This window comes from Streptomyces asiaticus, from assembly GCF_018138715.1.
In the GTDB taxonomy this organism is placed as follows: domain Bacteria; phylum Actinomycetota; class Actinomycetes; order Streptomycetales; family Streptomycetaceae; genus Streptomyces; species Streptomyces asiaticus.
In genome coordinates this window covers 6313027-6326132 of sequence record NZ_JAGSHX010000006.1, presented here as the reverse complement: position 1 = coordinate 6326132, position 13106 = coordinate 6313027, and the positions used below count along the sequence as shown (strand labels likewise).

At 70.3% G+C, this 13106-nt stretch carries 13 protein-coding genes; 9 read left to right on the top strand and 4 right to left on the bottom strand.

Annotated elements, in window-relative coordinates; all coding sequences use genetic code 11:
- From KHP12_RS34665 to KHP12_RS34655, 3 genes are read left to right on the top strand one after another with little or no spacing between them, the layout of a single operon-like run.
- Complete coding sequence (locus tag KHP12_RS34665; protein ID WP_086884190.1) at positions 1-1014, top strand: DUF4429 domain-containing protein; 1014 nt, start codon at positions 1-3, stop codon at positions 1012-1014.
- The gene (locus KHP12_RS34660; RefSeq protein WP_086884191.1) at positions 1015-2403 is read left to right on the top strand and encodes a sensor histidine kinase; all 1389 of its coding nucleotides are present in this window, start codon (positions 1015-1017) and stop codon (positions 2401-2403) included. It abuts the gene before it with no gap.
- Entirely contained in the window at positions 2400-3077 is a 678-nt protein-coding gene (locus KHP12_RS34655) for a response regulator (RefSeq protein WP_037959518.1), read from the top strand. The genes KHP12_RS34660 and KHP12_RS34655 overlap by 4 nt, the downstream gene beginning before the upstream one ends.
- Positions 3078-3177: 100 nt before the next feature.
- Here KHP12_RS34655 and KHP12_RS34650 read toward each other — a convergent pair whose 3' ends face one another.
- Complete coding sequence (locus tag KHP12_RS34650; protein ID WP_086884192.1) at positions 3178-4431, bottom strand: NsdA family TPR-like regulatory protein; 1254 nt, start codon at positions 4429-4431, stop codon at positions 3178-3180.
- 693 nt (positions 4432-5124) lie between these two features.
- Between KHP12_RS34650 and KHP12_RS34645 the strand changes: the two genes are divergently transcribed.
- From KHP12_RS34645 to KHP12_RS34625, 5 genes are all read left to right on the top strand, one after another.
- Positions 5125-5397: a hypothetical protein gene (locus KHP12_RS34645; protein ID WP_143678280.1), complete on the top strand. Its 273-nt coding sequence runs from the start codon at positions 5125-5127 to the stop codon at positions 5395-5397.
- A gap of 229 nt (positions 5398-5626) precedes the next feature.
- Entirely contained in the window at positions 5627-5860 is a 234-nt protein-coding gene (gene tgmA / locus KHP12_RS34640) for a putative ATP-grasp-modified RiPP (protein WP_086884198.1), read from the top strand.
- Between the two features lie 226 nt (positions 5861-6086).
- Positions 6087-6545 (top strand): MvdC/MvdD family ATP grasp protein, encoded by a 459-nt coding sequence (locus KHP12_RS34635; RefSeq protein ID WP_308016969.1) that lies wholly within the window; start codon positions 6087-6089, stop codon positions 6543-6545.
- Positions 6542-7666: an ATP-grasp peptide maturase system methyltransferase gene (tgmC, locus tag KHP12_RS34630; RefSeq protein WP_086884194.1), complete on the top strand. Its 1125-nt coding sequence runs from the start codon at positions 6542-6544 to the stop codon at positions 7664-7666. The genes KHP12_RS34635 and tgmC overlap by 4 nt, the downstream gene beginning before the upstream one ends.
- 269 nt (positions 7667-7935) lie before the next feature.
- A complete protein-coding gene (locus KHP12_RS34625) occupies positions 7936-9147 on the top strand; it encodes an alpha/beta hydrolase (protein WP_086884195.1) in 1212 nt (403 codons plus the stop codon).
- 219 nt (positions 9148-9366) lie between these two features.
- Here the strand turns inward: KHP12_RS34625 and KHP12_RS34620 are convergent, their stop codons facing one another.
- Positions 9367-10398 (bottom strand): aldo/keto reductase, encoded by a 1032-nt coding sequence (locus KHP12_RS34620; RefSeq protein ID WP_086884196.1) that lies wholly within the window; start codon positions 10396-10398, stop codon positions 9367-9369.
- A complete protein-coding gene (locus KHP12_RS34615) occupies positions 10395-10859 on the bottom strand; it encodes a MerR family transcriptional regulator (protein ID WP_086884197.1) in 465 nt (154 codons plus the stop codon). The genes KHP12_RS34620 and KHP12_RS34615 overlap by 4 nt, the downstream gene beginning before the upstream one ends.
- Before the next feature lie 682 nt (positions 10860-11541).
- Here KHP12_RS34615 and KHP12_RS34610 point away from each other — a divergent pair.
- On the top strand, positions 11542-12351 hold the full coding sequence (locus KHP12_RS34610) for a serine hydrolase domain-containing protein (protein WP_086886522.1): 810 nt from the start codon (positions 11542-11544) through the stop codon (positions 12349-12351).
- Between the two features lie 33 nt (positions 12352-12384).
- On the opposite strand, the gene KHP12_RS34605 is transcribed toward KHP12_RS34610, so the two are convergent.
- A complete protein-coding gene (locus KHP12_RS34605) occupies positions 12385-13053 on the bottom strand; it encodes a pirin family protein (RefSeq protein WP_086886521.1) in 669 nt (222 codons plus the stop codon).
- Positions 13054-13106 lie beyond the last annotated feature (53 nt).

Genomic DNA, 13106 nt, shown 5'->3' with positions numbered 1-13106 from the left:
ATGGGTGATGTGCTGGCCGGTTTTCAGACCGTCTGGGAGTTCGACGCCGACTCCATGCTCATCCGCTTCGAACGGGGGATCCGCACGCCGAAGCTGCTCCAGGCGCTCGGCGAACGCCGCATCCCCTTCGAGGCGCTGTCCGGGGTGGAGCTCGCTGTGGGCAAACGGGGCACGGTGGTGCTGCGCGCCGTGCCAAGACCGGGCGCCGACCCCTTGATGGACGCCGCCGACGGCCAGCTCAAGGACGCGTACGACCCGTACCGCCTGGTGCTGCCGGCCGAGCGGGAGACCCTCGCCGACTACTACGCCGAGCGGATACGCGAATCCCTCGGCCCCCACGCGGACACCGCGGCCGAGGCGCATCTGGTGAGCGTGCCCCCGGCGCCGCTGTCCTTCAAGGCGTACGACGGCAAGGCGTCCTTCGACGGGAAGGCCATCTCCTTCCGCTGGTTCTGGACCGGCGCCTCCTCGGAGAAGTGGAAGGTCGGGGACCAGCGTTTCCGGATCGACGAACTCACCGGTGTGGAGTGGCGTTCGCCGGAGAGCCGCGGCTCGGCGGGCACCGTCCCCAAGGAGGGCCCCGCCAAGGCCGGTGCCGCCAAAGCGGGTTCCGCCAAAGCGGGTTCCGCCAAGGACGGCACGGCCAGGAACGGCACCGGCAAGGTCACTCCCAAGGGCGGTGGCCACGGCTATCTGCGGCTGCTGCGGCGCTCCACCGAGGACCAACCCGCCGACCGCCCCGACCGGGACCCGGCGGCCGTCGTCTTCGGGATGGGCTACGGCCTCGTCCACCAGTCGCTGCCGTTCGCCGCGGCCGTCCTGGAGGCCATACGGGCCTCCTCCCCCGTGCCGTGCGCCGAGGGCGCCCCGGCCCCGAACCGGGCCGCCGCCCCGCGCCGCGACCCCGCCGACATCGCCGAGCGCATCCGTCATCTGGGCGAGCTGCACACGGCAGGGCTGCTGACCGACGACGAGTTCAGCGCGAAGAAGGCCGAGCTGCTGGCGGAGCTGTAAGTGTCCGGTCCCTCCTCCGCAGCGGCCGGCGAGGCCGCCGGCGCCTCACCGGCCGGCCCCTCATCGGCCGGCGCCTCCTCCACCGCGCACGAGAGCCTGCCCAAGGCCGCCCGGCGGCAGGCGGGCGGCCTCGCCCGGGCCCTGGTGACCCCCAGCTATCCGGCGACGCCGCTGTTCGCCCAGTCGCCCAGGAACTGGCTGCGCAGGGTGCCGTACGGCGTGGCGATGATCCTCACCACGATCCTGGTCCCCACCACCGCCCAGCTGCTCTCCCATGACTACGGGGTGGGCGGCGGCGTCGCCACGCTGCTCGGGATCGTCCAGGGCACCCCGCTGCTGCTGTCCGTCACCCGCCCCCTCCAGGCGTGGTGGATCGTCTTCCTCGCCGACCTGGTCTGCGCCCTGGTGGTGCTCGGCACCGCGGACCACCTGGAGAACCGGGTATGGCCCTGGCTGCCGGGCGCCATCATCGGCTATCTCTTCCTGCTGCTCGCCCTCGCGCTGCGCGAACCGCGCCGCACCCTGGTGGCGGTGTGGCTGGTCACCGGCACCGCCGGACTGGCGCTCGGCATGGCCTTCCCGGACAAGAGCAACGGCAGCAATGTGGTGCTGTTCGTGCTCAGCGGCGTGGTGCTGCTCGTCGCCGGGGCGCTGCGCGAGCGCGGGGACGCCCAGCGGCGACTGGCCGAGCAGGAGACGATCAGCGAGGCCGAACGGGCCCACCGCACCCTGCTGGAGGAGCGCACCCGGATCGCCCGCGAGCTGCACGACGTGGTGGCCCACCACATGTCGGTGATCACCGTCCAGGCGGACAGCGCCCCGTACCGGATCGGCGGGCTGCCGTCCGAGGCGGAGCGGGAGTTCTCCACCATCGCCGCCACCGCCCGCGAGTCCCTCGCCGAAATGCGGCGGCTGCTGGGCGTGTTGCGCAGCGAGGGGACCCGCGGGGAGCGGGCGCCGCAGCCGGGGCTGCGGCAGGTGCCCCAGCTGGTCGAGGCGACCGTACGGGCCGGCATACCGACCACGCTCACCATCGCGGACGACGTGGCCGAGCTCGAACCGCTGCCGCAGGCGGTGGGGCTGTCCGCGTACCGCATCGTGCAGGAGGCGCTGGCCAATGTGGTGCGGCACGCGCCGGGCGCCGCCACCCGGGTGGCCATCTCGGCGGAGGGCGGCTCGGCGCTGACCCTGCTGGTGGTCAACGGCCCGCCCGACAGCGCGCCCACCAAGCCCCTGGAGACCAGCGGCACCGGCCACGGCCTCGTCGGCATGGTCGAGCGGGTACGGCTCGTCGGCGGCATGCTCGACACCGGCCCGCTGCCCGACGGCGGCTTCCGCGTCGCGGCCCGCCTCCCCCTGGTAGACCTCGAAGAGACGAGCCCGTCATGACCATCAAGGTGATCATCGTCGACGACCAGGCGATGGTGCGGGCGGGGTTCGCCGCCCTGCTCGCCGCGCAGAGCGATATCGACGTCGTCGGCGAGGCGCCGGACGGGCGGGAGGGCGTGCAGGTCAGCCGCCGCAGCCACCCCGATGTGGTGCTGATGGACGTGCGGATGCCCGAGATGGACGGGCTCGAGGCGGCCCGGCAGCTGCTGGACCCGCCGCGCGGGGTCACCCACCGGCCCAAGGTCCTGATGCTCACCACCTTCGACGTGGACGACTACGTCTACGAGGCGCTGCGCGCCGGGGCCAGCGGCTTTCTGCTGAAGGACGCCCCACCGGCCGATCTGATCTCCGCGGTCCGGGTGGTGGCGGCGGGCGAGGCGCTGCTCGCCCCGTCCGTAACCCGCCGGCTGATCGCCGACTTCGCCCGCCAGCGCCCCGCCCCGCGCCGCGACGGCCCGGCCCTGCGGCGCAGCGGGCTGACGCCGCGGGAGACCGAGGTGCTCGAGCTGATCGCCCGTGGCCTGTCCAACCAGGAGATCGCCGAGTCGCTGGTGCTCGCGGAACAGACGGTGAAGACCCACATCGGCCGGGTGCTGGCGAAACTGGGGCTGCGCGACCGCGCCCAGGCGGTGATCTTCGCCTATGAGTCGGGCCTGGTGACACCCGGTCAGTGACCCCGGCCGGGCGGGCACCCCGTACTGGGGCATGGGGCTGGGACCCTCGGACCTGTTGCAACCGCTGAATCATTCAGCCGTTCGTGGCGCTGCTCCTTCCTCAGTCGTACTCGCGGAGCGCCGCGACGAGCTGTCGCCCTTCCTTCGCTCCTCGGCGCAGCAGCATGGCGACTGTGGTGTGCAACTCGTTCCACGAGTGTGGGCGGCCGACTGCGGCGGCGTCGGGGACGCTTGCCATTGCGACGGAAGCGGCTTGGGCCGATTCGCCCGCCCCGGCGAGCGCGTGCGCGAGGCAGGCGCGGAACCAGGTCTTGTCGCGCCGGTATTCGTCTGGCAGCGCATCGAGCCCGACCGCGATGTGATCGACAGCCACTCGCCAGTTGCGCAGGTGCATGGCCGCCATGCCGCGTTGCAGGGTGAACCATGTCTCGCCGTAGAAGTACATCCACACGGGCTCGTCCTCGGGGTGCTCGGACGCCCGGCCGATGAGCCGTTGCGCTTCGTCGAGCAGACGGCGGGCGTCGTCTGCCTCACCGTTGAGCGCGTATCCTCTGGCAGCCATCTGAGCAGCCATGCCCTGCACGCCGAGCGATGTGCCCGAGGCAGACCAGCGGGCAGCCTCGGCAAGGCGTACGCACCGGGTGGCGCGGCCTTTGGACCAGGCCATGTGCGCCTTCATGTTGAGCGTCGTGGCGGCCATGTTGGCGTCTCCGGCTTCCAGCGCCCATTCGTGTGAACGGTCGTACCATGCCAACGCGGTCGCCGTATCGTCCTGGTCCTGTGCCATCCACGCGAGGAATTGCGCGTGTTCGGAGGCGAGCCGTACGACGCGATCAACCAACGGGCCGCGTGCGCCTGAGTACATGTCGACGACTGTGCGGAGTTGCTGGCGCATCACGTCGACAAGCGGCCGGGCCCCAATTCGGTCTTCGGCTCGGCGGTGTGCGGCAAGCAACCCATCGAGCCAATCCAGGGTGGCAGCGTCCACGCGGTGAGCGGAGTCAACCACGCTCGTCACACGGGCCAATAGGTCTTCGTCGGGAGCGGGGCCGGATAGCGTCAGGCTCGCAACGGGGGCTTTGCCAGTCGCCATTGGGGCGGCTGCCGCTTGGAGACGGGAGGGTATACCCAGCCCCTCCACGATGCGTTGTCGAACCTCTACGGAGGTCACACGACGACGCCCGCGTTCGATATCCGACACATCAGGCTGGACCAGGCCGACGCGTTCCCCGAGCCTCGATTGGCTGAGGCCGGTGAGCTTCCGATACGCGCGAAAGACAGCGCCCCAATCTTCGCTGAGGACGGCTGCCGCTAATTGCGGATGGGACCAGAGGGCCCCGGGATCGTCTCCCATGTCTCAAATATAGGGCCGCCCTATAGGCCCGTGGGATGGACTCAACCGATGTTCCGCGCAAGTGTCGACACGCCCCACTACGGGGCGAAGTCGACAACTGGAAGCCACGCAAGACCCCCGCGACCGCGCTGCGAGCGGTCCGGGGGCGTGACCAGGCTCGGAAGGGAGCGCTGGCGTGAGCCAACGTATCTCAAGGCTTTGGAAGGCGGTACGTGGCCCTCTGCGACGGGGCTGCGGTAGGCATCGGTGCGGCGATCCGCTGCCCCCGTATCGGCCGTTGGACCGGCCCACACTGGTGTTGCCCCGGGTGCCCAGCTCGGTGCACATGCCTCCGTTGGTGCCCATGCCCCCGCCAGTGCCCATGGTGGGCGGGTGCGCTCGCGTGCGTCGTGTGGTGCGCCCGCACACGGGGGGTGTGGTCGGGTGAGTGACGATCGGGTGAGCGATGCGACGGTTGCCCGCCTTAAGGCTGACGACGCACGTCGAATTACCGCCGCTATTCGAAAGGGGGTGGGCAGTGAGGAAGTTGAAGCCTTCGAAGCTCCCTGAGCCCCCTAAGTCGCCGAAGTCGTCCGAAGAGCCGAAGACGTGCCTGCATGAGGGTCCATTTCCGCCGGGGGCGACGCACTGCCCGAACTGTCAAGAGCAGATTTACAAGCCTAGGTGGTGAAGGAGGTGAGCGAGGAGCAAGAGATGGACATCCCCGACTATGACTCGTATGGGATTGAGTTCGATCCCGCAGAGCGCTTTGTCCGCACAGAAAGGGGCGTGGCGCTGAAACTCTGGCTCTCACGGCCTGCTTTGGGCAGAGCCCTCTACCAACTGGAGCTCACGCTGGCTGAGGCGGAGTTACACCACGCGTCGCTGTGCCTCGCGCTGAACGGCGTGTATCCCATCGAGATGTGTTGCCGCGATCTGGTCAGCCGCCCGTCAAAGATGACGATTCCGACTCCCTGGTCGAATTAGAGGCAACAGGTAAGGCGCGTACACACCGATTTACTCCCCGCTCCGGCCCCACGTCTTCAATCGATGACGGGGGGCTCCTCCATTCGGCATATGCACACTGGCCGAAGAGAGACGCAGCTCTCCCGCTGTTGTGGTGGGATGGGCTCCAAGTACCGGCACCAACGAGCTTGGAGGGACATTGGCCAGTAACTCTGGCACTGCGGAGTCGGCAGTGCCGATTCCGTGGGGCATGAGCCGCATGGCACCGCTGCGGAATGGGGAGCCTTCCCCATGGCGGTACGCGGGAATTGACCCGCAAACACAGACGGGCCGTTGGGTGGGCAGTGACGGCGCGCCGACCCCTGTGGAACTCGGCAAACACGGGACATCCGTCAACACCTACCCGCCCACACAGGTGTCCAAAGACGGCAAGATGGACTCTGACGCCGGCCACGACGCCGAGCAGGACGAAGGGCAGTCGTAAGAGATGAACGGGTACCCGGTGCTGGTCGCCACCGAATACGAGGACCCCACCGCAGATTTGGTCATCACGGAGTTAAACCGACGCCGGGTGCCCGTTCTACGATTCGATCCCGGTGGCGATTTTCCTGACTCCTGTGTTCTTACAGCCCGGTTGAGTCCGGACGGTTGGGGTGGGCAGCTCCACGTAGGCGAGCGAACGGCAGACCTGGGAAGCATCCGCTCGCTCGATGCATGCGGGCGCCTATGACATCGATAGGGAGCCTGCCGGGATTTGGGCATCCTCCGTTGATCCCGGCAAGGTGGACGACGCGGTACGTCATTGCGCGCATCTGTTCCAGGCTCAGGTTCCCAAGGTTTTCGATGTACGAGCGGTTGTTGTTGGTGAACGGATTTTCTGCGCACGGATTACTTCCCCACCTGGTGTGATCGACTGGCGCACCGAGTACCGGAACCTGACGTACGAACCGATCCAGTGCCCGGACGACATGCGGCGCACACTGGTTCGGTTCCTCGCTCATTTCGGGCTCAACTTCGGGGCATTCGATTTCGCGGTAACCACAGACGAAAGATGGTGGTTCCTCGAATGCAACGCGAATGGACAATGGGCGTGGCTCGAAGATGCGGCGGGACTTCCCATCACGACAGCTATCGTGGACCTGTTGGAGAACGGAGAGAATAACGCATGACCGACGACTTTTCCTCTGAGGGGCTGCGGGCGGCTCTCGCGCGGCAACTTACCGAATCCGGAGCATTGCGAAGTCCAGAATGGGAAGCCGCCATTCTGGCCGTTCCCCGCGAAGCATTTCTATCCGATGGCTGGTTCGAATACGAAGACGAGGGCTGGTACCGCCCCGTGTTCCTCGCGGACCACCCCGAACGGCTCCGCCGCGTGTACGAGGACGACACGCTGACCACCCAGGTTGCGGATTCCGTCACTCCAAGCCAAATCGAGGGACGTATCTCGCACCGCCCCTCTTCATCTTCCACCCTCCCGAGTCTCGTGGTCCGTATGCTCGAAGAGCTTCACGTAGATGAGGGCACCCGGGTGCTCGAGATCGGCACTGGAACGGGTTACTCAACGGCACTTCTCTCGCAGGTGGCCGGTGAGGACAACGTGACATCAGTTGAGGTGGACTCGAATATCTCCGCTCGCGCGGGTACGGCCCTGGGCAGGCTCGGTTACTGGCCTGAGTTGATTGTCGGTAACGGATTGGCCGGTCATGAGGAGAGCGGCCCCTACGACCGCTTGATCGCGACATGTGGAGTGCATTCGGTTCCCTCGGAGTGGATCGCTCAGACCCGTGTAGGGGGTGAGATTCTCGTGGCCGTCTGCGGGTGGATGAACGCGTCTGAGCTTGTCCGTCTGACCGTGGCCGAAGACGGAACAGCAAGCGGCCCTGTCCTTGGCGGAAGAGTCTCGTTCATGCTCGCGCGGTCCCACACTCCTCCGGCTCTGGGAACTCTGCCGGATCTCAATTCGGGGGAAGCCATGCCAACGGACATCGGCGGTGATGTGCTGGACGATTGGACGGCGCGGTTCGTCGCGCAGTTCGCGGCACCACGGGCCCAGCGCTTCGCACTGTCCCGCAACGGCCGAGACGAACACGTCATCATCGACGTGGAGGCCGGGGCGTGGGCAGCCGCGTTCGAGGACGACGGGCGATGGATGGTCCGCCAGGGCGGCCCAGCCCGCCTGTGGGACTCCATCAGCGACCAGATCAGGCAGTGGCACCAGGCCGACAGGCCACCCGCCGAGCGGCTGATGCTGCACGTGGAATCCGACGGACAGCGTCTCACCTGGCAGTAGTCACAAGCCCTCTGTCCATCCCCTCTCTCGCCCCTGTCGTTCGCTCCCACATCCGGACGGCAGGGGCTTCCCGCTGTCCGGACCAGCCGATCTCGCTCGACCCCCTACTGGGGTATGACATCCCACTTGGCACCGGGGGGTGACGTACCGCCACCCGACACCTCTCTACCTTTCCCTCCGCCACCGACGGAACCACCCACGGAACCGCTGACGCGACCACTCGCGGAACCACCGACGGAACCGCTGAAGGAAGAGGGAAAGACGCCGCCATGTCCCAGACGCTACGCACCAGGCACTACGCACGACGCCTGATCACCGCGGCGCTCACCATCACCGTCATGGCGGGGACGGCCGGCTGGACCGTGGCCCACGAGGAGCAGGCCATCACCGGGCCGCCGCCGGGGACCGCAGCGTGGCTGGCGGACCACTCGCTGGGCGGGGCCGGGCGCGAGCTGCCCGATCCGGCCGCCGTCCCGCCCGCCGGGATCGCCCGGTTCTTCGACCGGCTCACCGAGGTCCAGCGGAAGGCGCTGGTCATCCGGCACCCCGAGGTGGTGGGCAATCTGGACGGGGCACCGCTGAGCCTGCGGTACGAGGCCAACGCCCGGGCGATCCGGGCCGCCTGGCACAAGGAGCGGAAGGCAGACCCGAAGAGCCCGCTCGCCGAGCGGTACGCGGCGCTGCTGAAGCCCGGCCGCCAGATCCTCGCCTTCGACCCGCGCGGGCGCGGCCAGGTGGCCGAGGTGTACGGGGACTTGACGGCCGCCCGACGCACGGCCGTGATCGTGCCCGGCTCGGACATCGACCTGGAAGACTTCGACCGCACGGGCGACCCGTACGGCGCCCCGGCCGGGATGGCCCGGTCGCTGCGGGCGCAGATGGCCGAGGACGCCCCCGCGACGCCGACCGCCGTCATCGCCTGGGTCGGCTACACCACCCCGGTCGGGCTGGGCCCGGACGCCGCCACCAGCCGACTGGCCGAGGCGGGCGCACCCCGCCTGGACCGGTTTCTGGCCGGGCTCGCCGTGACCACCGCGGCCACCGCCGACGCCCCGCCCGCCGTCTTCTGCCACAGCTACGGCTCGGTGGTGTGCGGTCTCGCCGCCTCCGCGATGGACCGCGCCCGCGTCTCCGACCTGGTGGTGCTGGGCAGCCCGGGGATGCGGGCGGACAGCGCCGAGGCCTTGCGCACCGGGGCCCGGGTCTGGGCGGCGCGCGACCGCACCGACTGGATCCGCCGGGTGACCGGCTATGACTTCCTCGGCCTGGGCCATGGCGACGACCCGACCGATCCGTCCTTCGGCGCCCGGGTGGTCTCCTCCGAGAGCGCCCACGGGCACACCGGCTACTTCGCGCCGGGGACGGACTCACTGCGCAACTTCTCGCGGATCGCGCTGGGGGACTTCGACGGGGTGCGGTGCGCGGGGGAGGACGGCGGCGGTCCGGGCACGGGGCCGGACTGCCGCCAGGGCCTCAGCTGACCGCGGCCCGGCCCGGCATCCGGTGGTGCCGGGTGCCGTCGGCCACCCTCCGAGCCCTGGCGCCCCGCGCTACGGCCCGACGCCCGCCATCGACACGGTGACCGCCCGCCACGCCCCGGCCGGCCGCCCGGCGCATCCGACCGGTCGCACCCGGCACCCGACGGCACGGCGCACCGGCGGCCTCCCCCGGCGCGGCCCGGCGCGGCCCGGCGCGGCAGGCTACTCCCGGCCCGCGCTCGTGGCGCTCATGTCGGCGTAGCGGGCACCCGCCACCTGTCCGGCGATCGGCTCCAGCGCGGCCAGCTCGTCCGCGCTCAGCTCGATCCGGGTCGCGCCGGTGTTCTGCTCGATCCGGGCGCGGGTGCGGGTGCCGGGGATCGGCACCACGGCGAGCCCGTGCACCTGGGCCTGCTGCTGCACCCAGGCCAGCGCGATCTGGGCGAGCGTGGCCCCGCGCACCTCGGCGATCTTCCGGAGCGGCTCCAGCAGCGCGGCGTTGGCGGCCGCGTTGTCGCCGGTGAAGCGGGGCTGACGGCGGCGGAAGTCGTCCTCGCCCAGCTCCTGCTCGGCCTGGACGAAGGAGCCGGTGAGGAAGCCGCGGCCGAGCGGCGAGTACGGCACGAGGGCGACGCCCAGCTCGCGGGCGGCCCCCACCACGCTCTCCTCGATGTCGCGGCTGAACAGCGACCACTCCGACTGCACCGCCGCGATGGGGTGCACCGCGTGCGCCGCGCGCAGCTCGTTCGCCGTGACCTCGCTCAGCCCGAGGTGCTTGACCTTGCCCTCGGCCACCAGCTCGGCCATGGCGCCAATGCTCTCCTCCAGCGGCACCTCGGGGTTGCGCCGGTGCATGTAGTACAGGTCGATGTGGTCCACCCCGAGGCGGCGCAGACTGCCCTCGACGGCCTGGCGGATGTACGGACGGTCGTTGCGTATCCTCTGGCGGCCGTACGGATCGCTCTCGTCGCGCTCGATGGCGAACTTGGTGGCCAGGGTGATCCGGTCCCGGTGGGCCCGGACGAAGGGGGAGATGAACTCCTCGTTCCGCCCGAAGCCGTAGACATCGGCGGTGTCGAAGAGCGTGACGCCCAGCTCCAGGGCCCGCTCCAGCGTGGCCCGGGCCTCCGCCTCGTCGTGGGTCGGTCCGTAGGCCCAGCTCATGCCCATGCAGCCCAGGCCCTGGACGCCGACCTCGGGTCCGCCGGTCCCCAGGCCGACGGTCGCGATGGTCTCGGTGATGCTGTCGCTCATACGGGGTCCAACCTCTCCGACACCCTCCGGGCGTCAGCGTAGACATCGATCTTGAAGTCGAGGACTTCGAGCGTGCTCTGGAGCTCGGCGATCCGCTCCCGCACGTTCTCGCGGTGCGCAGTGAGCAGCTTCTCGCGCTCGGCGAAGGTGTGCTCGCCCTCCCGCACCAGCTCGGCGTAGCGGACCATGTCCGCGACCGGCATCCCGGTCAGCCGCAGCTTGCCGACGAGGTCGAGCCAGTCCAGGTCGCGGTTGGTGAAGCGGCGCTGGCCGGTGTGCGTACGGTCCACATGCGGCATCAGCCCGATCCGCTCGTACCAGCGCAGGGTGTGCGCCGTCAGCCCGGTGTAGGCGACGACCTCACTGATCGAGTACTGGTCCTGCCCGGTGGGGCGGGGGTGGCCGACTCTCCCCGCGCAGTTCTTCCGCGCCTTCACGGGGGCGCTCTCCATCACGGTCATGCCGATTCACCTCTCGCAGGTCGCGGATCCGCACACCTCGTCGACGTCTTCAACGCTATTGACTTGGAGTGCACTCCAAGCAAGCGAAGATTTGGGGGAACCTTGGCGCCCGCGGCGGGCTGTTCCCCTCCCCGCCCCTCCCCGAAACTGGAGCTCCGCCCCAGACCCCGGCCGGGCAGCTCGGACGTGTGCGGGTGCCCGCCCAATCATCGCCTGCACCCGCGTGCCGTTCCCCCTCCCCGCCCCTTCCCGAAACTGGGGCTCCGCCCCAGACCCCGCCGGACGGCCCGGCCACGCCCGGCCACCCGCCGCGCCGGCGCACCTACCGCGCTCGGCCCGCCGACGCAGGCGTTCCCGGCGCGACGGTCGCCTCATCGACCCCCGGGGCCCAAGGCCCCAGCCCCCGCCCGGACAACCCGGATGCGCACGAGCCCCGCCCAAATGACCCACCGCGCCGACGCCCCGACCGCGATCAGCCCGCCAGTGCAGGCGCTCACGTCCTCACCAACCGCCCCGCGCGCGCCCTGAGCCCCTGGCCACCGGCCACCGCGTCACAGGCAGCGCGGACGACACCCCGGCCGGTGAGCTGATCACCGCCCCGGGGTCCAGGGGCGGAGCCCCTGGTTGTGGGAAGGGGCGGGGAGGGGAAAGTCCCCGCGGCCAACCCCGTAGGCTCATGGGCATGGAGAGCCTGCGGATGATCGAGAACTGGCCGGTTCCGACGGCGGCGGCCGCCGTGGTGCGGGCGGACGGCACCCTGGCGGGATCGTACGGCCCGACCGGACATCGGTTCCCCCTCGCCTCGGTCACCAAGCCGCTCGCCGCCTACGCCGCGCTGGTCGCCGTCGAGGAGGGCGCGGTGGAGCTGGACGAGCCGGCGGGGCCCGAGGGCTCCACGGTGCGCCATCTGCTGGCGCACACCTCCGGGCTCGCCTTCGACGAGCACCGCTCGGTCGCCGCGCCCGGCAACCGCCGGCTCTACTCCAACGCCGGGTTCGAGGTGCTGGGCGACCACATCGCCAAGGCCACGGACATCCCGTTCCCGGAGTATCTGCGCCAGGCGGTGCTCCAGCCGCTCGGCATGGTCGCCACCGACCTGCCCGGCTCGCCCGCCAAGGACGGCGTCTCGACCGTCGACGACCTGGTCCGCTTCGCGGCGGAGCTTCAGGCCCCACGGCTGCTGGCGGCCGAGACGCTGGCCGGGGCCACCTCCGTGGTGCACCCGGGTCTCACGGGTGTGCTGCCCGGCTACGGACATCAGCGGCCCAACGACTGGGGGCTCGGCTTCGAGATACGCGACGGCAAGTCGCCGCACTGGACCGGCGCCTCCTCCTCGCCCCGCACCTTCGGACATTTCGGCCAGTCAGGGACGTTCCTCTGGGTGGACCCGGACGCGGGCGCCGCCTGTGTGGCCCTGACCGACCGGGCCTTCGGCCCGTGGGCGATCGAGGCCTGGCCCACGTTCACCGACGCGGTCCTGGCGGAGCTGTAACCCTCGGGAGCCCTCGGGAGCCCTCGAGGCCCCTCAGCCGTAGCCCGGCTCCGCGTGCATCTCCCAGATCAGCAGCTCGGCGGGCCCCTCCGCGCGCGCCTCCAGCCCCTCCGCGGCGGAGATCCGGGCCGCGTCGCCGGGTGTGAGGGTCCCGCCGTCGATCCGCGCCGCGCCGCGCACCGCGTGCGCGTACACCCAGGGCGCGTCCGGCAGCGCGGTGCGCTCGCCGTCCACCAGCCGCCGCACATGCAGCACCGCCTCGGTGCGCTCCAGTGCGTACGGGGTGCCGTCGGCGATGCCGCGCACCACCTCGTACGCCGGGTCCGTGGCGGCACCGGGGCCCGGCATCAGCCACATCTGGACGAAGGTGAGGGGTTCGGCACCCGCGTTGCGCTCGGTGTGACGCACTCCGCTTCCGGCGCTGAGCCGCTGGACGTCGCCGGGGCGCACGACGGTCCGCGCGCCGGTGGAGTCCTCATGGGTGAGTTCGCCCTCGACGACCCAGGTGACGATCTCCATATCGCGGTGGGGATGTTCGGCGAAGCCCGCGCCGGGCGCGAGCCGCTCCTCGTTGCAGGCCACGAGCGAGCCGAACCGCACATTGCCGGGGTCGTAGTACCCAGAGAAGGAAAAGGCGTGGCGCGTCTCGATGCCCACGCCCTCCCCACCCGGATACCGTGCACCGGACCGCTGTATCCACATCACCCGGTCCACGGTAGTGCGCCCCTGACCGTCCGCCCCCGCCCCGTCCCTAC

Coding starts and splice junctions, on each gene's coding strand:
- KHP12_RS34665 (WP_086884190.1), top strand. CDS start 1: ATGGGTGATGTGCTGGCCGGTTTTCAGACCGTCTGGGAGTTCGACGCC.
- KHP12_RS34655 (WP_037959518.1), top strand. CDS start 2,400: ATGACCATCAAGGTGATCATCGTCGACGACCAGGCGATGGTGCGGGCG.
- KHP12_RS34650 (WP_086884192.1), bottom strand. CDS start 4,431: ATGGGAGACGATCCCGGGGCCCTCTGGTCCCATCCGCAATTAGCGGCA.
- KHP12_RS34645 (WP_143678280.1), top strand. CDS start 5,125: ATGGACATCCCCGACTATGACTCGTATGGGATTGAGTTCGATCCCGCA.
- tgmA (WP_086884198.1), top strand. CDS start 5,627: ATGAGCCGCATGGCACCGCTGCGGAATGGGGAGCCTTCCCCATGGCGG.
- KHP12_RS34635 (WP_308016969.1), top strand. CDS start 6,087: ATGCATGCGGGCGCCTATGACATCGATAGGGAGCCTGCCGGGATTTGG.
- tgmC (WP_086884194.1), top strand. CDS start 6,542: ATGACCGACGACTTTTCCTCTGAGGGGCTGCGGGCGGCTCTCGCGCGG.
- KHP12_RS34625 (WP_086884195.1), top strand. CDS start 7,936: ATGTCCCAGACGCTACGCACCAGGCACTACGCACGACGCCTGATCACC.
- KHP12_RS34620 (WP_086884196.1), bottom strand. CDS start 10,398: ATGAGCGACAGCATCACCGAGACCATCGCGACCGTCGGCCTGGGGACC.
- KHP12_RS34615 (WP_086884197.1), bottom strand. CDS start 10,859: ATGACCGTGATGGAGAGCGCCCCCGTGAAGGCGCGGAAGAACTGCGCG.
- KHP12_RS34610 (WP_086886522.1), top strand. CDS start 11,542: ATGGAGAGCCTGCGGATGATCGAGAACTGGCCGGTTCCGACGGCGGCG.
- KHP12_RS34605 (WP_086886521.1), bottom strand. CDS start 13,053: ATGTGGATACAGCGGTCCGGTGCACGGTATCCGGGTGGGGAGGGCGTG.